The sequence below is a fragment of the Rugosimonospora acidiphila genome, assembly GCF_039543385.1.
Taxonomy (GTDB): domain Bacteria; phylum Actinomycetota; class Actinomycetes; order Mycobacteriales; family Micromonosporaceae; genus Rugosimonospora; species Rugosimonospora acidiphila.
Genome location: NZ_BAABJQ010000019.1, coordinates 1 through 18,859 on the forward strand (window position 1 = coordinate 1; position 18,859 = coordinate 18,859).

Annotated in this window: 12 protein-coding genes and 1 pseudogene; 7 read left to right on the forward strand and 6 right to left on the reverse strand. The window is 71.3% G+C overall.

Features of this window, described 5'->3' with window-relative positions:
- Positions 1-594 precede the first annotated feature (594 nt).
- Positions 595-3,414 (reverse strand): AfsR/SARP family transcriptional regulator, encoded by a 2,820-nt coding sequence (locus tag ABEA87_RS27370; protein ID WP_345634352.1) that lies wholly within the window; start codon positions 3,412-3,414, stop codon positions 595-597.
- A 121-nt stretch (positions 3,415-3,535) separates the two neighbouring features.
- On the opposite strand from ABEA87_RS27370, the gene ABEA87_RS27375 reads away from it, so the two are divergent.
- The 3 genes from ABEA87_RS27375 to ABEA87_RS27385 all read left to right on the forward strand — a co-directional run bounded on the left by ABEA87_RS27375 (position 3,536) and on the right by ABEA87_RS27385 (position 5,541).
- Positions 3,536-4,228, forward strand: coding sequence for an alpha/beta fold hydrolase (locus tag ABEA87_RS27375; RefSeq protein WP_345634354.1), 693 nt, complete (start codon positions 3,536-3,538; stop codon positions 4,226-4,228).
- A 28-nt stretch (positions 4,229-4,256) separates the two neighbouring features.
- Entirely contained in the window at positions 4,257-5,123 is an 867-nt protein-coding gene (locus ABEA87_RS27380) for an alpha/beta fold hydrolase (RefSeq protein ID WP_345634356.1), read from the forward strand.
- 103 nt (positions 5,124-5,226) lie between these two features.
- Positions 5,227-5,541, forward strand: coding sequence for a hypothetical protein (locus ABEA87_RS27385; RefSeq protein WP_345634357.1), 315 nt, complete (start codon positions 5,227-5,229; stop codon positions 5,539-5,541).
- 176 nt (positions 5,542-5,717) lie between these two features.
- Here the strand turns inward: ABEA87_RS27385 and ABEA87_RS27390 are convergent, their stop codons facing one another.
- Entirely contained in the window at positions 5,718-6,161 is a 444-nt protein-coding gene (locus ABEA87_RS27390) for a hypothetical protein (protein ID WP_345634358.1), read from the reverse strand.
- 384 nt (positions 6,162-6,545) lie between these two features.
- Here ABEA87_RS27390 and ABEA87_RS27395 point away from each other — a divergent pair.
- Positions 6,546-7,403, forward strand: a pseudogene (locus ABEA87_RS27395) (IS5 family transposase); the annotation flags it as partial.
- Between the two features lie 84 nt (positions 7,404-7,487).
- On the opposite strand, the gene ABEA87_RS27400 reads toward ABEA87_RS27395, so the two are convergent.
- A complete protein-coding gene (locus tag ABEA87_RS27400) occupies positions 7,488-9,752 on the reverse strand; it encodes an ATP-binding protein (protein WP_345634360.1) in 2,265 nt (754 codons plus the stop codon).
- Between the two features lie 367 nt (positions 9,753-10,119).
- On the opposite strand from ABEA87_RS27400, the gene ABEA87_RS27405 reads away from it, so the two are divergent.
- Positions 10,120-10,569, forward strand: a complete 450-nt coding sequence (locus ABEA87_RS27405; protein ID WP_345634362.1) for a zf-HC2 domain-containing protein — start codon at positions 10,120-10,122, stop codon at positions 10,567-10,569.
- A gap of 325 nt (positions 10,570-10,894) precedes the next feature.
- Here the strand turns inward: ABEA87_RS27405 and ABEA87_RS27410 are convergent, their stop codons facing one another.
- The 3 genes from ABEA87_RS27410 to ABEA87_RS27420 are packed head-to-tail and all read right to left on the reverse strand — an operon-like array spanning position 10,895 to position 16,050.
- On the reverse strand, positions 10,895-13,645 hold the full coding sequence (locus ABEA87_RS27410) for a right-handed parallel beta-helix repeat-containing protein (protein ID WP_345634364.1): 2,751 nt from the start codon (positions 13,643-13,645) through the stop codon (positions 10,895-10,897).
- 5 nt (positions 13,646-13,650) lie between these two features.
- Positions 13,651-14,301 carry a response regulator transcription factor gene (locus ABEA87_RS27415; protein ID WP_345634366.1) on the reverse strand — a complete coding sequence of 217 codons (651 nt, stop codon included), beginning with the start codon at positions 14,299-14,301 and terminating at the stop codon, positions 13,651-13,653.
- Positions 14,302-14,361: 60 nt separating this feature from the next.
- Positions 14,362-16,050, reverse strand: coding sequence for a hypothetical protein (locus ABEA87_RS27420; RefSeq protein ID WP_345634368.1), 1,689 nt, complete (start codon positions 16,048-16,050; stop codon positions 14,362-14,364).
- 136 nt (positions 16,051-16,186) lie between these two features.
- Here ABEA87_RS27420 and ABEA87_RS27425 point away from each other — a divergent pair, with 136 nt between their 5' ends.
- Both ABEA87_RS27425 and ABEA87_RS27430 read left to right on the forward strand, forming a co-directional pair.
- On the forward strand, positions 16,187-18,124 hold the full coding sequence (locus ABEA87_RS27425) for a S8 family serine peptidase (protein ID WP_345634370.1): 1,938 nt from the start codon (positions 16,187-16,189) through the stop codon (positions 18,122-18,124).
- Positions 18,111-18,842, forward strand: coding sequence for a hypothetical protein (locus ABEA87_RS27430; protein WP_345634372.1), 732 nt, complete (start codon positions 18,111-18,113; stop codon positions 18,840-18,842). The genes ABEA87_RS27425 and ABEA87_RS27430 overlap by 14 nt, the downstream gene beginning before the upstream one ends.
- Positions 18,843-18,859 lie beyond the last annotated feature (17 nt).

The window sequence follows — 18,859 nt, forward strand, 5'->3', positions numbered from 1 at the left end:
GCGATGCGGCTGGCGAGGCTGGCGCGCCGCCAGGCTCGGGCTAGGCGATGCCACGCTGTTGCCATCTTCACGCCTCTCCTTCAGCTCCCAGCCGCTGTTCCACCGCTATGACGGATACCGCCCGCCAATCGTTCAAGGGATGTGAATCGAACGTCCTCGGCGGCCGTAGTTGGGGCCGATCCGGGTCGCGCTCAACTTGTCGAGATCCCGGACCAATGGATGCGGCGCCTGATGCGGGGCCAGGAAACTATGCGCCGCCTCGAACTGCGTACTCGACGCCGACAGAACCCGGGTCTACGCCGCCTCGGCGTACCCGGCCAGCCGCCGCCGACAGGACCGTCTTGCCGAAATCGGGCTCGCCCCGCGAGTAGCAGCGTGCCGCCGCCCGTCCTACCTGGCCCGCGAACGAGCGCAGCAACGCGAGATCGTCGTGGCGTCCGACGAGATTGCCGGCAGGGGTACCGAACACGTGGACCGCCGGGGACTCGGCCCCCCGACCCGGTGAACTCCACAGCCGTCCCGGCCCGCTAGCCAAGATCGTAGAGACCGGGTCGGTCAGCGGGAACTGGATGGGGGGCCAGGAACACGGCCGGATCAGTCCTCGGGTGGGAGGGCGGCGAGTTTCGCCCGGACGTAGCGGGCTGTGTCGGCGGCGGGCCGGCCGACCTCATGGGCCACGCTGTCCGCGATGCCGCTGTTCGCCGACAGGTCGAGGTAGCGCTGCCAGGCCCGGCGGGCACGGGACGGGTGGCCGGTGGCGAGCAGAGCGTCACCGTGCTCGGCGAGCAGGCCCACCTCGTTCATCAGGTCATTGACGTGGCGCGCGGCTTCCAGAGCGCGTTCGCCGAAGGCGACGGCGTCGGCCACATCGCCAATGGCGGCGTGGTTGCGGGCGAGTTCGGCCAGCAACTGCGGGGCGAGGTTCTCGCCACCCGGGTACTGCCCGCTGAGGGCCAGGCCCTCGAGGAAGGCCGGGAAGGCGTCCCGGGGTCGGCCGGCCATGCGCTGCATCTGGCCGTAGGCGGACAATGCGGTGCACAGCACCAGCGGGACTCCGCAGCCCCGGGCGGCCTGGACCGCGCGCGCCGCGAGGTCCATCCGCTCCTGCGGGTCACGGGCGAGCGTGACCGCCATGTTGCGCAGCGTGTTCGCTTGGCCGGTGAGGTCGCCGAGCCGTTCGAAGCCGCGCAGCGCCGTGTCGTAGTGGGAGCGGGCGGTGTCCAGGTCGCCGCTGCGGGCGAATTTGGCGGCCGCATCCCGGTGGCACTCGGCGATGAGGGCGAGCGGGACGTCACCGCCGGTGTGCTTCTCCACGGCGCTCGCCGCGTCGAGGGCAAGGCGGACGTACGGCAGCAGATCGCGCGGCGCGTCGATGTTGTCGCTCATCGGTCGCCAGTCCTGGGTGATGAGCAAGACGGTCCACGAGTCTCCCTGGTCGGCGGCGCGGCGGACGATCGACTGCAGCACGGCGCGTTCCCGCTGATACCAGTGAACGGCGTCGGTGGGGCCGGTCGGGGATTCCGGTACCACCCCGCCCGCGGGCGGGGGCAGCGCGACCAGGGGAGGTCGGCCGTACTGCAGGCACGCGGTACGCGTCGAGTGGAGGTAGTGGGCCAGCAGCCGCGTGGTGGTTTCGACGAGGTCGGTGGCCGCCTGTTCGAGGGCGTACCGGCGGACCAGGTCGTGGTAGGCGAAGCGGCCGGGTGCAGTCTCGCGGAGCAGGCTTGCGGCGGTGAGCGCGGTCAGCGCGGTGCGGGTCCGGGCGGCGGGCAGTGCGGTGAGGCTGACCGCGGCGGCCAGGGAGATGTCCGGGCCGGGATGGATGGCGAGCGCGTGCAGCGCCGTCGCGGCGTCGGGGGTGAGCGCCCGGTAGGACCAGGTGAGTACCTCGCGTAGGTCGACCTCCTGGTCGTCGTCGACGAGCAGGTCCAGCGGCGCGACGGAGTTCGTCATCTCGCTGGCCAGCAGGTCCAGAGGGAACACCGGGTTCAGCACGCCCCGGGCCGCGACGATGGCCAGCGCCAGCGGCAGGCCCCCGCAGGCGTCGTGCAGGCGTTCAAGCGCGCGCGGCGCGCCACGAGCGCGGGCCGGGCCGAGCCGCTTGGTCAGGAACTGGGCGGCCTCGTCGCCGGTGAAGGGTTCCAGGTTGACCAGGTTCGCGCTCGCGCGGGCGACGAGGCTGGCCAGGCGGTTGCGGCTGGTGACGATGACCCGGCTGTCGGTGCGGCCGGGCAGCAGCGGCTCCACCTGCCGCGCGTCGCGGGCGTTGTCGAGCACGATCACCAGGCGGCGGGAGGCGAGCAGGGTGCGCAGCAGGGCGCCTCGGGCCTCGGCTTCGTCGGGCAGGGTGGCCGGCGCGACGCCGAGAGACTGCAACAGGTCGCGCAGCGCATCGTTCGGCTCCGCGGGGCGCCCGGTGGCGTCGAAGCCGCGCAGGTTGACGTAGAGCTGGCCGTCGGGAAAGTCCGCGGCGTGCGTGTGGGCCCAGTGCAGCGCGAGGGTGGTCTTGCCGACGCCCGCCATGCCGCTGATCACCGATACCGGGCCGCCGTCGTCACCGATCGCGACGAGGGCGGCGGCGCGGCCGGCGAACGCCGGGGGCGCCGCCGGTAGCTGCGCCGGGGCCGGCGCGGGGTCGCGGACCGTGGGCACGGCCGTGACGGGGGCGGCCGGGGTGGAGGTGAGGGCGGCGCGATAGGCGTTGGCGAGCTCCGGGCCGGGATCGGCGCCCAGCTCGTCGCGGAGGCGGTCGCGGGTCTGGCCGTACACGGTCAGCGCCTCCGCCGAGCGTCCGGCGGCGTGCAGACAGCGGATGAGCGCGGCCTGCAGCGGCTCGTCGAGCGGGTGCTCGGCGGCGACGCCGCGCACGCCGGGTACGACGTCGGCGGCCATGCCGCAGCGGATGCCATGCTGGGCGGCCAGGACCGCGGCGCGCACGCGTTCGTCCTCCACCGCCACCATCAGGGGCAGGCCGCGCAGCGGCTCGTCGCCGGGTGGCGCGGCGGCCAGCCTCAGCGCCTCGACCAGCAGCGTGGTCGACTCGGGCGGTGCGCTCCGGTGCGCGTCAGCCACCAGCGATCGGAACCGCTGCAGATCGTTGGGTGCGGCGAGCCGGTAGCCCGCACCGACCGGCAGCAGCCACTGCCCGACCGCACGGCGCGCGATGGCCGGCTCGAAGATCCGGCGCAGCGTACCGATGTAGCGATGGATCTGGTTGACCGCGCTGGCCGCCGGCTCGTCGTCCCACAGCGCGCCGATGAGCTGCCCGACCGTTACCGGCTGACCGCCGGCGGCCAGCAGCAGGCCGAGCGTGGCGCGCTGCTTCGGCGGCCCCAGCGTCAGCTCGATGTCCTCGCGCCAGGCCCGCACCCCGCCGAACAGGGTGCACCACAGGTCGGGCTGGCGGGCGCTCACCCCGCCATCTTGACACGCCTGTGCCCGAACCAGCTGGCACGCACTTGACGTGCACTTCGCGCGCACAAGCAGTTCGTAGCGTCGTCGCTGCTCCCAACCCCTACTTCGAAGGAGGCTGCTCATGAGCCAGCCGCTGACCAACGTCGTGCTGGTGCACGGCGGGTTCGTCGACGGGTCCGGGTGGCAGGGCGTCTACGACCTGCTGACCGGCGAAGGTTTCCGAGTCAGCGTCGTGCAGCACGCCACGCTCTCCCTCACCGCCGACGTCGGGGCCACCAACCGGGTTCTCGACGCCCAGGACGGCCCGGCGGTACTCGTCGGCCACTCCTACGGTGGGGCCGTCATCTCCGAAGCCGGCACCCACGACAACGTGGCGGCGCTGGTGTATGTCGCCGCGTTCGCCCCGGATCAGGGCGAGTCGGTCAGCACGCTCATCGCCGACCCGCCGCCCGGGGCGCCGGTGCCGCCGATCCTGCCGCCCGGCGACGGCTTCCTGCTGCTGGACCGTGACCAGTTCGCCGCGTCGTTCGCCGCCGACCTGCCCGCCGCCCAGGCGGCGTTCATGGCCGACGCGCAGCTGCCCTGGGGGGTCGACGCGCTCGCCGGTACCGTCAGCAAACCGGCGTGGCGGGCCCGGCCCAGCTGGTACCTGGTCACCACGGACGACCGCATGATCCCGCCGCCGGCCCAGCGCGCCATGGCCGAACGGGCCGGCGCGACGACCGTCGAAACGCCGGGCAGCCACGCCATCTACGTCTCCAACCCGCAGGCGGTCGCCGACCTCATCACCCAGGTCGCGCACCAGTCCGCCTGACCAAAGGCCCGCACGGACAAGGACCGCGATGACGAACGATGCCCTGGCCGCCGGAGTGCACGTGCTCGACGTGGACGGCCGGCCGCAGCGCTACCACGTGTGCGGCCGAGGCCCCGTCTGCCTGGTGCACCCCGGCGGCCCCGGCCTCGGCTGGGAGTACCTGCGCATGCCCGGACTTGAGGTACATCTGACGATGGTGTACCTCGAACCGGTCGGGACCGGCGCCTCGGCCCGCCTCGGGCACCCCGATGAGTACACCGTCGAGCGGTACGCCCACTTCACCGGCGCTGTCCTGGACCGGCTCGACGCGCCGGCACCGCTGCTGCTCGGGCACTCGCACGGCGGGTTCGTGGCCCAGCGGTACGCGCTGGACCATCCCGGCCGGGTCGGCGGCCTGGTGCTCTACTCCACCTCCCCGCTGACCGGCCCCGGGTTTTGGAACGCCGCGGTTGCCAACGTGCAACTGTTTCCCCGGCGGTACCCGGACCGGCCCGCCGCCGCCGACATCCCGCCCGCGTTCGCCGCCGCGCTCGCCGCCGACACCGATGAGACCTACACCGCGGAACTGCGCCGGCTGCTACCCATCTACCTGGCCGATCCCTGGCGTGACCCGGCGCTGCTGGACACGATTCGCGCGACCCTGCGCGCGTGGGTCGCTCCGAACCGCGCGCAGCAGCCTCACCCGTTCGACGTCCGCGCAGAGCTGGCCACGCTGACGTCACCGACCCTGGTCGTGACCGGCGCCCACGACTTCATCTGCGGCCCGGCCTGGGCCGGCGAACTGGCCGCCGCGGTCCCTCGCGCCGAACTGGTCGTCCTAGGGGGCAGCGGCCACCTGGCCCACCTGGAGCAGGCGGACGCTTTCACCGCGACGGTCGCCGCCTTCGCCCGATGACCAGCGGCACCGCCCCGGTTCCGGCCATCCACCCTGGACGCCCGGACCGCCGTTCGCCCGCCAGGCGGCGGGCCGGCTCGGGCTCAACTCCGCTCCCCAGTTCATGCCGGTCGCCGGAGTGGACCCGCTGCCGGACGAGGTGGGCTGGGCGGCATGCCTGGCCCACCGGGCGCCCGGCCTCGACGTCATCACCGGTACCACCGCACGGAAGATGGGTGCCTTCTACGCCCTGAACCCCGTACTACAACGTACCCGCCTTATCTGCGCCGTAGGCGACGCTCTCGCCGACAGCGTGGAACGCGCCGCGGGCACCGCCGGTTTCTGCCGACCGGCCCGCCACCTGGCCATCCGGGCAGCCGTGCGCATGCTACGGCGACAATTTCTGTGGTGTTGTCTTCAGAGCCTGTTCCTGAACTGACCTGGGGAGCTGCCAGCGGCAGCTGGAATTCTCCGGGGACAGCCGGTTGACGTGGCACCTTCTGTGATCGCTCGGGAAGCAGCAGTACTGCTGAGGCGGGAGTCTGGGGTCGCGTTATTCGACGCCGCGTTCTGACAACCCGGTCATCGGGCTGCGGGCGCTGCGATGGCAGAGCGTCATCGATAGAGGCTGGTAGTCGGGTTGCCTCGGTCCCGTAGGTCGACGAGGGTGACCTGCCCAGGCCCGGCGACATCACTGCAGTGCGGACCGTGCAGGTCCAGCGACGCCAAGTTCGCCGCGATGCCCTGCCTGAAGTAGGCGTTGTCTAGGTCGAAGGACACACGCGTCCCCGCTCCTGCCTCGGGGACGAAGTTCCGAGGCTCCGAGACGGGGCGTAGCCCGGCGAGTTCCTGGCGTAGGCCGACTCCGTCTCGCCATACTTCAGCGACTGTGCGCGAGCTCAGAGCGGCCGCTGCGGCGCTGACCCATCGGGCGGGACCGAGCATCGAGCCGTAGTAGCCCAGGCGCACGCCGAGATCGTCCAAAGCATCGGCTCGATCGTCGCTGACCATAAAGGCGAGATCACCGATAATCTCCGCTTTCACCTGCAGGGTATGCACCGCAGCGACTCGGGCCGCCGGATGGAGCACGTGTGCCAGCACACCCTCCAGCACTCGTGTAGCGAGGTCGGGACTGCCTCGACCTGCTCCGAAGTACATAGCGGGTCGCGTCCGGACGGACTCGTCGAACTCGATGACCTGGATATCAGACGCGCTGTACCTGCCCACCGTCACAGGACCACGCTACTTCCGGAAACGGGTCCAAGACGTTCACCAATCGATCATCACTGGTGGCCGCTCATCTCCCCGCCAGCTGGCGCCAGCAGGAAAGTCCAACTGACCGCTATCAGCGGGCGTGTCGGCGAAGGGCATGGAGGAACTCCTGGTAGATCGAGCGGTGCTGAAGTGCCGTTTCCACCAGGAGTTCCGTTGCTATCGTGCCTGATCGCACCGCGCGATACCGCTCGGGGTGCGCGGTGTTGTCGTCTTGCCTCATTCCACCGATCCACGCGTCGATCTCGGCGATACCCGTCGGACACGACCGACGCCCAATGGGCGGTCATCGACCCCCTGCTCCCGGATCCGGCCTGGCTGCGCGGGCAGGGCGGGCGGCGGGAGACGCACTGCCGGCGAGCGATCGTGGACGCGATCTTCTACCTGGTCGACAACGGCATCAAGTGGCGGGCCCTGCCGATGGACTTCCCGCCCGGGTCGACGGTCTACAACTACTTCGCAGCCTGGGAAGCCGCCGGTCTCACCTAGGACATACTCGATGACCTGCGCGAACGAGTCCGGCTGGCCGAGGGTCGGGTGGCTACCCCGTCCGCGGCGATCATCGACTCCCAATCGGTAAAGGCCGCCGAGACCGTGGCGCGGACCAGTCGCGGCTTCGATGCCGGGAAGAAGATCAACGGGCGGAAGCGGCACATCGCGGTGGACACCATGGGCCTGTTGCTGTGCGTACTGGTGACCGCGGCCAGCGTGCAGGACCGTGACGGCGCCCGACCACTGCTGAGCCTGCTCGCCAATACCTGCCAGCGCCTACGACTGGTCTGGGCCGACGGCGCGTACGCCGGCAAGCTCATCGACTGGGCCCACCGCAGCTGGACAATCACGCTGGCGATCGTGAAACGCAGCGATGACGCGAGCGGCTTTGTTGTGCTGCCCAGACGCTGGGTCGTGGAACGAAGCCTGGCCTGGATCACCCGACATCGCCGCTGCGTCCGGGACTATGAACGCCTACCGGCCCACCACGAAGCCGTAGTCCGCTGGTCCATGATCCGCATCACCAGCCAACGCCTCACCAACACAACAATCACCTTCGATAGGTTCAGGAACAGGCTCTCAGAGCGTGTACGGCTTCGCGGGTCGAGCAGGACGACACGTTCAGTGTTCGGTGGCCGCCCGGTCGCGGCAGCGGCTGCTCGCCTCGGTGTCACCGATCGCCTCGAACACCTCGGCCGCCCGCGCGTACGCTGCGCGGCTCTCGCCGATGAGGCCCTCATCGGCCAGTATGGCCGCGAGCATCTGCAGGGTGCTGGCCTGCGGACCGGACAGTCGACTGTGCGCCATGAGCGTGATCGCCTCGGTGAGCGTGGTGATCGCTTCGTCGCGGCGGCCGAGCAGCTCCAGGCATTCGCCGACCTGGCCCAGCGCGACCGGCCGGGTGAGCGCCGCTATGCCCGGCGTCATCCCGGACTCCTCGTTGTTCGTCAAGTCGTATCGTTGCACGCACTGCTCCAGCGCTTCGGCGTAGTGCCCGTTGTCCCGTAGGCAGCCCGCGAGAGTGCCGAGGGTCTGGCAGTACGCGTCGACGTCGTTGATGGCCTTGAACATCTCCGCCGCGCTGGAGGCCGACGCGGTGGCTTCATCCAACCGGCCGAGCCGTCGAAGCGCGATCCCGGCGTACTGGTGGGCCCAGCCGACCTGCGCCTTGACGTCGCCGCGGGTAGCCAGGTCCAACGCCTCGGCCGCATACCGCAACGCGACTTCGAAGTCGTTGGGCGGCGTCACCAGATAGGCCCAGGCCAGATAGTTGCGCTGAGTCGCCTGTTGGGCGGCGTCGCCCAGGGCGGCTGCAGCCTCCGCCCCGAGCGAGAAGATCTCCCGCCAGTGCGCACCGTGCATCCACCGATCGGAGAACCAGTGCATCGACTCCGCGCAGTGCAGAACGACGGAGTGCTGCCCCGTGCTGGCCGCGTACCGCAACGCGCCCAGCCAGTTGTCCACATCGACGCGCAGCCACCGATCGGCCTCCTCGGCCGAAGTGAGGTCGGTGAGGTCGGCGTCAGGCCGCTCGGGGCGCCCGTACGCCGGCTCGAACCATCGCCCCGCGGTGATGGCCATCCGCAGTAGCCACGACGTCATCCTCTCGGTGAGCGCGTCGCGTTCGGCCTCGGTGTCCTCCTGCTGGAGCTGTTCGCGGGCGAAGAGCCGGACCAGGTCGTGGAAGCGGTACCGGCCGGAGGCGCTGTCCTGCAGCAGGCCGAGGTCGACGAGTTCGTCGAGGGCGTCCCAGGCGTCCTCGATCGGGGTGCCGCCGAGCATCGCGGCCAGGGCGGCGTCGAAGTCGCGGCCCGGTATCAGGGCGAGCCGGCGGAAGACCCGCCGGGCGGGCGCGGCGAGCTGGTCGTAAGACATCCCGAAGGCGGTGGCGATTTTGAGGTCGCCGGCGCTGAGCTGGTCGAGGCGGCGGTCCTCGTTCGCCAGCCGGGCGGCGAGGTCGGCGGCGCTCCAGCCGGGCCGGCTGACCAGCCGGTTCCCGACGATCCGCAGGGCGAGGGGTAGACCCCCGCACAGCTGCGCGAGCTGGGTGAGCGCCGGCGCTGCGTCGGCGGGGCCGCGTTCGCCCAGAATTCCGGTCAACAGACCGGTGGCCTCCGCCAACGGGAGGGGGCCCAGGTCGAGCCGGCGCACGCCCTCCAGGCCGGCCAGCAGCCGACGGCTGGTGACCAGGGCCCGGCCGGCGCCGCCTGCCGGCAGCAGGGGGCGGACCTGCTCCTCGGAGGCGGCGTTGTCGAGTACGACCAGGACCCGCCGGTCCCGCAGCAGCGACCGGTACAGGAAGGCACGCGCCGGGGCGTCGCCCGGGACCTGCGGGTCGTTGACTCCGAGCGCCCCGAGCAGTAGCCCCAGCGCGTCCGCGGCGGCCAGTGGGCGCTGGGACATGCCGTAGAGGTCGAGGAAGAACACCCCGTCCGGGAAGCTCGGCCGCAGCGCGTGTGCGGCGCGGACGGCGACTGTGGTCTTGCCCAAGCCGGCGGGGCCGGCGATCAGCGCGACCGCGGCGCGACCGATGGAACCGTCCGCGTGCACGAAGTCGCTCGTCCAATTCAGCTCGGCGGCCCGGCCGGCGAAGTCGTCCACGGACCGGGGTAGCTCGCACAGTCCCGTTGGACGCGACCAATGGTCCCGCACCCGACCGTCCCGGGCGAGCTCGACGAACTGCCGGTGGGCGGCCTCATCCAGCGCGAGCGCCTCGGCGAGGGCGGTCACGGTCCGGTGCTGAGGCCCCCGGCTGCGCCCGCGCTCCATGTCCGACAGGGTTCGGGCACTGACCCCCGACCCCTGCGCGAGCTGCTCCAACGTCAGACGTGCCGCGCGCCGGTGATGACGCAACAACTGCGCGAAGCTGGGCTGCTCGGTAATCATGGCACCTTCCTCAGCATCGAGCCAGGTGATCGGGGCGCTGCCGGCGGGACGGTTCCAACCTAGCGGATCGCGGCAGCCTGCTTGATCAGCTCGGCGGCCGATGGCGGCGGGGACAGGTGGACGAAGCGGTTGGGGCCTTCCCGGCCGCCCGGCCGACCGCGATTGAACTCTGGATGGCTCGCCGTCGTTAATCTCCTGCATGGAGGTGGGGGCGGTCGCAGCGGCGGCCCGATCAGTGGCAGGCGTGGCAACCAGGCACGGGTCGGTTGCGGAGCCTGATGAGAGCACTCATCGGGCCGAGCGGCCGTGGCGGATGGAGCCCACCCGGCGTGGTGCTCCGCTCTGACCGATCAGGATTGCGGGTACCGTGGCAGGCTCTGGCATCGATGACGGGCATGTGCGCGACGCGCTCGGGCTCTATCTGCTCGGTGCGTTGCAGGGAGCGGACCGGGATCACGTCGAGCGGCATCTCGCCCGTTGTGCCGCGTGCTGCCTGGAGGCCGACGAACTCGGAGCGGCGGTACTGTTGCTGGCCCCGGTGGACCCGCGGGATGCCCGGAACCTGATCGCCGAGTTCGCGGAGCCGAACGGGCATAGCCCATCCGCCTTGACGGATCCCGCGGCCGCGACCCGGCCCGCGGTGGTGGGCGTCGCGGCACCGGCCGGGCAATCCCCGGGCGGCATCACCGGGACTGCTCGCCGGCGTCGACCATTGGCCGCGTGCCTGCGCGATCGGCGCAGCCGTACCCTGCTGGTATTGGGTGTGCTCGTCACGGTGGTGCTGGTGTCCGTCGGCATCGTGCTCGGCACCGGCTGATACGCCCGAGCGCGGGAGAAGATACTTCGGCCGCGGGCGCCGCCTCCGTCCTCCAGGACTCGCAGCCCCCTGCCGGGCCGGCCATCCCGGCGTACGGCGACGACACGTCGTGGGTGGTCTCCTTCTCCCTGCAAGGCGAGAAGAAGACCACCCACGGGCGCTGGGGAGGTGACCCGGGAGTTGGCGGGCGATCAGGTCGCGGGCGGAGGTAACCGACGAACTCCGCGGCGTCCGCGACCGAGAATCGGGTGAGCCGAGGCCGGAGATGGTCGTCCGTGACCAGTTCCGGACTCGCGGGCGGTCTGCCTCGGGGCCGTCACGGGTATCAGGGTGTCTCCATTGCGCCGAATTCCGGAAGGTCGTCGGGCATCAGTGTGCTGAGCAGTTCGGCGCTCACCTCTCCGGTGGTGCCCAGGAAGCGATCGGAGATCCGGCGGGCGTGCCGCTCGGTCATCTCCTGGAACACCTTGCGGGCGAACCGTCCGTTGCCGAAGCCCTCGCCGCGCTGCACGGCGCAGAAGAAGTCGATCAGCGACACCCGAGTCTGGTCCGCCAACGTGTACTGGTGCCCATCGGCCTGGTGGGCCACGATGTCGACCAGTTCGTCGGCGGAGTAGTCGTCGAAGGTGAGCGTGCGGGTGAACCGGGACGCCAGTCCGGGGTTGGCGTTGATGAAGCGTTCCATCTGGTCGGGGTACCCCGCGACGATGACGACGACCTCGTCGCGGTGGTCCTCCATCAACTTGACCAGGGTGGAGATGGCCTCCTGGCCGAAGTCGTTGCCTCGCCCGTCCGGAACGAGCGCGTAGGCCTCGTCGATGAACAGCACGCCGCCCATGGCACGCCGAAACGCCGCCTGGGTCTTGGGCGCGGTGTGCCCGACATATTCGCCCACGAGAGTCCCGCGGTCCACCTCGACCAGGTGTCCGGTGGTGAGCATGCCGAGGGCGGCGAGGATCTGCCCGTACAGCCGCGCCACGGTGGTCTTTCCGGTGCCCGGGTTGCCGGCGAAGACCAGGTGTCGCGACAGCGGCGGGGGCAGCAGGCCGGCCTCCTGCCGGCGCTTGACCATCTGCATCAGCTTGACCAGCGTGCCGACGTCCTGCTTGGCCCGGCGCAGACCGACGAGCTGGTCGAGCTGGGCGAGCAGGGCTTCCAGCCGGGCCTGCGGGTCGGTCTCCTCGGAGCCGTCGACCGAAGCCCCGTCGCCCCCGGCGCCGCCGCCCGGGCGCAGCCGGGCCCGGGCGTCCAGCGGCATGGTGGGCGAATGCACCGCGGACACGTCGCACTCCTCGAACTCTGGTGCGGCGCCGTCGGCCAGGCTCAGGTCGTGCTCGACCTCGAAAATCCGGCAGCGGCGGAACATCGGGGTCGCGCCGGTACCGACGTACAGGGCCGCGTAGTCGGTCGCGGAGATCGCGCAGTCCTCCAACGTCCCGCCCGCCTGCGGGGCCAGGTACACGCCGTTCTTGCGGCACTGGGTCACGGTGGTGGCACGGATGGTGGGAGTGGCCCGGGTCCAGACCACCACGCCGCTGCCGGCCACGTCGCTGACCTCGCACCGGTCGACCGCCGATCGGCAGTCGCGATCCAGGAAGATGCCGGCCGTACCGCTGGACACGAAGCGGCAGCCGCGTACCGTGGGGCTGGTGCCCGGCCCGGCCTCCAGGCCGGACTGCGCCGTGCGGCTCACCACGCACTCCTCGAACAGTGGCCGGTGCGGTGTCTGCTCGACCCGGATGCCGATGCCGGCGTCGCTGATGGCCAGCCCGCTCACCGTCGCGTCGCTGGTCCCTTCCAGGTGCACTCCACTCATGCTGGCGTGTTCGATCAGCCCACCGGAGACCCGCAGAACGCCGCGCTCGGTCACCCGCACACCGTGCTCGGGGGTACCGGTCACCGTGCACTCGGCCAAATCGGCGGTTGCCGACGTGCTCAGATGCACCGCGGTGAAGCCGGACTGCGCGACCGTGCAGCGGGTCAGCACCGTGGCCGAGTCGTCACACAGGAACAGTCCGTTCGCGCCGGCGTCGGTCACCGTGCAGTCGACCGCGTGTACGCAAGTCGATCCCCGCACCACCAGGCCGGTGCTGGCGCTCTCGGCGATCTGGCAGTCGGCGAGGTGCAGCGCTCCGGTGCCGGTGGCGCACACGCCGGCCTTGCTCGCGCCGCGTACCTGGCACTGCCGGGCCAGGACGTCGGCGTCGCCCGCGGTGAGCAGACCGTTGCCGCCGACCCTGGTGATGATGCATTCGATCAGCTCCACCGCATGCGTCTCGGTACCGTCCGGGACGCCTTCGGGCTGCTGACCATCGGCAGCCGACGGGCGCGCGGGCGGCGCGGCGCTCTGGATGTGCACGCCGTCGCCGGTCAAGTCGCGCAGCCGGCTGGTCCGCAACGCCAGTCGGGCGGTGCCTTCGGTGACCACGCCGGCCCGGCCGGTCTGCGCGATGTCGCAGTCCTCCAGCACGGCGCGGGCCGCGTCGCGCACCTGCAACCCGTCACCGCTGACCCGATGGACCGTGCTCCCGCTGACGTCCGCGGTGCTGGACTGGTCGAGCAGCAGGCCGGCACCGTCGATGTCCTCCACCGTGCACCCGGCGACAAGGACCTGGGTGTCGCCGGTGGCGTGCAGACCCGCGCCCACGCAGTCGCGGATCCGGCAGTGCAGCAGGGTCGGCCGGGACCACCCGCCTGCCTCCACCCGTCCGGAGGTGATCTCGCAGCCTTCCAGGGCCAGCGATCCGCCCTCGACGGCGACCGCCACGCCGGCCGGATCCGGCCCTCGGATGGCCAGGCCACGTACCGTGGCGTTGCCGGCACGCAGCACCAGTGCCGGCCCGCCGTTGGCGACCAGCTCCACCACCGCGTCGGAGGATTCGGCGACGATTGTCACGTCCCGGTCGATGGTGAGGCTCTCCTGGTAGCTACCCGCGGCGACGATGACGGTCGAGCCGTCCGGGGCGGCGCGCACCGCGGCGCCGATGGTGCGGTGGCTGCCCCAGCCGCGGGCCGCGACCCGCTGGGGGCGCCCGGAACCGGTGTCCCGGACGACGGCGTTGCTCGGAGTGTCCATCAGAATCAGGCCGCCGGATCCACAGAGTAGTCATCGTTGAGGTGGCCGAGCTCAATGGCGACACGGGTCAGCTCGGCCTTGTTGGTCGCCTTGAGTTTCGCCCGGATCCGCTTGGCGTAGGTGTTGACGGTGGCCGGGGACAGCCCCATGCGGCTGGCGATCTGCGCCTGGGTGAATCCACGGGCGATCCACCGCAGGGTTTCGACCTCGCGGGGTGCCAGGCCGTTGGGATCCTCCCGGGCGGGCCGGTTCAGCTCGGCCTGCAACTGCGGATACATCCGGTCGCAGACATAGAAGCCGCCGTGTGCCACGACGCGCAGCGCGGCCGACACCGCCTGCGGGTCGGAGTGCCGGCTGACGCAGGCGTACGCGCCTGCCCGGATCGCGGCCAGCAGAGTGGGTGGCCGATCCCAGGCAGCGACCACCAGCGGCCGGCTCACGTCGGCCAGTCGACTGATGGTGACCACCGCCGCCCCGTCGCTGTCCAGCGGCAGATCCAGAACCACCATGTCGTACTTGGTGGCAACGGTGTCGAGTTCGGCGACGCCGCTGACCGAGGCGACCACCTCCAGCTCCGCCTCATCATTGATCAACCGCTCCATGCCGCCGCGGCGTACCGGCTGGTTGTCAACGATCGCGACCGTGAACACATCCACCTCCCACGCATCCACCACTGCTTGCCCTCACGAGTCGTCGGCCTGTCGCCGGCCCGCCGATCAGTGGGCGGTATTGGCCGCCCAGACCACGATTCCCTGGTACACCACGCAGACGTTGCCGTCGGCTTCGAGCACGAGTACGGCACCGTCCCTGCCGGCGGTGTTGGAGGTCCAGACACTCTGCGAGTTCTGGTTGTACACGACCAGGTTGCCGTCGGCCTGGAACACCGCCTTCGAGCCGCCCTTGGCGGACGTGCCCGACGTCCAGCGCCGCTGGTGGTTTTCGTCGAAGATATCCAGGTCGCCGTTGCTTTCCATGACCAGTTGAGTGCGGTTGCTGTGCACCGACTGGCCGCGCTCCAGGACGGTGGTGGCCTTCACGGTGAGCGCTGTCCAGACCGGTGCCGGCGGCGGCACCGGCTTCTTGGTCGCATTCTGGCCGCCCGTCGTGTTGGCCGGGGGCCGGGTGGTCCCGGACCTCGTGCTCCCGGACTGCGCCGTGCCGGACCCGCCTGTCCCGGACCCGCCTCTCGTGGACTGCGTGGTCCCGGACTGCCCGGTCGTGGACTTCGCTGCCGTGGTCGGCGGCGGCGCGGGGGAGGCCAGCTTTCCGGCGCTGAGATTCGGGTCCGTGGCGTACGCCTGCGCGTATTTCTGCACGGCGTGGATGAAGTCCTGCAGCGTCGGGGCGGCGCTGACCCCGCCCGCCGCCCGCACCGGCAGCGGACCCCACTGGAACGCGGCCAGGGCCAGCGGGTACGGGTCGGTGCCCAGCGAGGACAGCTGACCGACCAGGTCGCACATGGCGTTGCTGAGCGCGGGAACGGCCGCGGACGGATCCCATGGAGAAGTTGCCGAGGAGGGCGCGTACTGGCTCCAGATCTCCGGCAGGAACTGCGCGATGCCCTGTCCGCCGGCGGCGCCGACCAGGTTGGGCTGGAAGGCCGAGGCGGCCATCAGCTGCGCCGCCACCCGGGCGGCGGTTATCGCCGGGCAGGTCTTGCCGGCCGCGAGCACCAGCGGCAGGTACGTGGCCGGGATCGGCTTGGCCGGGCCCCAGCCGCCCGCGGATGACCCCGGTGACTGGCTGGGCGTTGCCGAAGGCGTTGCCGGCCGGGGGCTGGGCTGCGCGTACCAGGCGGCGTACCCGGCCACCAGATTCACGTACCCGGTCGCCGCGGGCGGCACACCGCCGGCCCTGGTCACCGCGCTGATCCCCGAGTGGTACGCGGCCAACGCATCGCGCCAGCCATCGCCCGGAACCTTTGCCGCGCGTAGCTGGCCGACCAGGTCGCACATGTCGTGTGCCAGCGCCTCGATGTTGGCCTTCGCGTCGCTGCGCGGGGCATCGGCGTTGGGACGCCAGCGCGACCACACCACGTCGGTCAGCCCGGCGATCCCGCGCCCACCCGAAGAGGTGGTGGTGACCGCCGTGTCGAACGCGGACTCCGCCATCAGCTGCCCGGCCAGTCGCGCGAAGGTCAGCGACGGGCAGGAATGCGCCGCGCTGTCGATCACCTGCTTCTGCTCGGCAGGTACCGCGACACCGGCCCGCATCGTCGGGGTGTCGCTGCCGGCGAACGTGACGCCGAGCCCGACCGCGCACGCACTCACGATGACCAGCGCCACCGCGAGCACGGTGATGAGGCGGGTGCTCATCCTGTCGCGGATGATCCGCGCGAGGCGTTGGCGGCCGGCTTTGGCCAGGCTCAGGTCGTGACGGTTGCGCCGCATCCCGATCGGTTTCACGTACGTCTCCTCGGCTGAGCTCCTGCGTCGAAGAATCACAACGGGTCTCCCGGCGACTTAGTTCAATGTCAGGTGAACTCGCCGCCGCCGCCGCTCGTTAGTCCATGTCACCTCGTCGCTCCACCCGAGGTTGTCGATGGAGTTCACCCCGAGCGTCAAGGAGGCGGCGGTGCCGGCCAGGAGAAAATGCCAGCAGCACCGGTTGGCGGGCTTTGCGCTCGTGCTGTTCCTGGTGGCGGGCGGGATCGTGCCGCTGCCGGGTCGGGCCGCCGCGGCGCCCCAGACCAGTGCGCCGGACTACGTGAAGTACTACGTCGTCGCGGCGACCTATCAGGCAACGCCGGAGAACCTGGGGGAGGTCGCGACGCGATTTCTCAGCAACTCCGCACGCGCCCATGAGATCTTCGATCTGAACGTGGGCCGGGTCCAGCCCGACGGCGGAAAGCTCACGGATGCGGGCCAGCTGCACCAGGGATGGGATCTGGTGCTGCCCTGGGACGCGGTGGGCTCGGGAGTGCAGTACGGTCTGCTGCCGGCCGCCACCCCGCCGACGAAGCAGGCCCCGGCGGCCCCGCCCGCCCCGAGTCTCGGCCCGACCCAGGCGGCCCCACCCAACCCTCCGGCGGCCCGATGCGCGGGAGCGAGCACTCACTCCAGCGAGTCTCAGACCCAGTGGGCCACGCTGCGACTGGCGCCGGAGCACGCGTGGACCTACACCCGCGGCGCGGGGGTGCTGGTCGCGGTGCTCGACTCGGGAGTCGACGCCAGCGTGCCGGCGCTCAGCGGCCGGGTCACCGTGGGCGCCGACATCGTCTCCGGCTCGGGGCGCGGCGACACTGACTGTCTGGGTACGGGCACCGTGATGGCCAGCATCATCGCGGCCCGCTCCGATCAGGGCGGTTCGGTCAGCGGGATCGCTCCGGACGCGACCATCCTGCCGGTGCGGTTGGCGATCAACGACCCCAAACCGAAGCCCGCCGACCAGGCCGCGGCCATCCAGTTCGCGGTCTCCGCCGGGGCCAGAGTGATCGCGCTCGGCAGCTACCTGACGCCGACCAATCCGATGGTGGCCGAGGCGATCGCCCAGGCCGCCAGCCACGACGTCGTCGTCGTGATGGGCGCGCCGGGCGGTCCGAGCCCGTCCGCACCGCCCTCCCCGGGAACACCAGCAGCCTCGGGAACACTGGCCTCCCCCGGATCGACGGCCTCCCCGGAAACGCCGGCGCCGGTGCTGCGGGTCGGCGGTGTGAGTCTGGACGGCAAGCCCACGCGGACGTACACGCCGCAGACCGTCGACGTGGACGCACCCGGCGCGCAGGTGGCCGGGGTGGGCATCAACGGCACCGGTGCGGTCACCGCCACCGGGACGCAGTACGCGGTGGCCTTCGTCGCGGGCGAGGCGGCACTCGTCCGGGCCCGGTACCCGCAGTTGACCGCGGCCCAGGTGATCCATCGGATCGAGGTGACCGCAGACCGGATCGGCGCCACCGCCCCGGATCCCGCCTACGGGTGGGGCCTGATCGACCCCGGCGTCTCGGTGACCCGGGTGATTCCGGAGGAGAATCAGGCATCCGCTCCTCTGGTGGCGGCGCCGCCCGGCCCGGGTCTGCCGCACGGGCCCCGGATCGTGGCGCTGAGCATCATCGCGATCGTCTCGCTGCTCGCGGTGACCCTGCTGGTACTGCGCCTGCGCCGGATCATCCGGCCGCTCGCCGTCACCCCGCAGCCGGCCGCCGCCGACGAGGAACCGCCCACCACCGTCGCCGCCCTTCCCCGCGTGGACGCGGGACCGCCGAAATCCACAGTGGACGGCGAACAAGCCGCCGGCGATCAGCCGATCGGCGACCAACCCGCGGGCGATCAGCTGACCGGCGACCAATCCGCCGGCGAGCAAAAGACTCGCGATCGACCCGCTGGGGCAGAGCCCACGCCGGACCGCTCCGACAACGCCGCATCGGCCCGCGGTGGCCGGGCCACCGGCAACAGGCGGCCCTGGCTGATCGGGGTGGACGTGAACGCCGGCCACGCGACGGACCTGCTGACCCGGGAAGGAGGCAGCGATGACGACGCCTGAGGAGGGCACCGAACTGACCGGTGTCCAGCGGCGCGAGTTCGTCGGGGCCTTCGTCGACCAGACCTGGGCTCGGCCGGACGCGGACCGACCAGTGGCGCGCGTGCACGTCGTCCTGATGGTGGCCGTGCTGGCCACGGTCGTGGCGGTGGTGGTGGGTGTGGTCCAGCACCTGCTGAACCCGGTCGATCCGGCGGCCGCCGCCCCGCTGCCGGTGCCGACCACCCGGCCCTATACCGCAGTCGCCGGCTGGGACTGCGGGACGAGCGCCGACCACGGCTTCGACCCGAGCGGGCGGACCACCGACTGGTACACCGTGGCGCGCGGCGGCTGGTCGCAGGACGGCTGCCACGGCACCTTCGAGGCGATCCCGTTCAGCGGCGACCCGGCCAAAGACAACACCAACCAGTACGTGATCTGGTGGTTCACGCCCAGCGCCACAACCACCCGGTGCGACGTGTCGGTGTACGTGCCGGCCAGCGACAATCCGCTGGACTCGGCGGCCACCGCCGCGCAGTTCCTCGTGCTGTCCGGGCGCAACGGGTCACCGTTCGCGCAGTTCACGGTCGACCAGACGCAGGCGCGCGGCCAGTGGAGGTCCGCCGGCGTCTTTCCGGTCAATCAGGACGGCCTGGCAGTGAAACTGGTCGACCGCGGGGTGCCGACCCAACCCCACGCCCGGCTGTCGGTGACCCAGGTGCGCCTGACGTGCACCGGGTGATGGAGACGTCGAAGGAA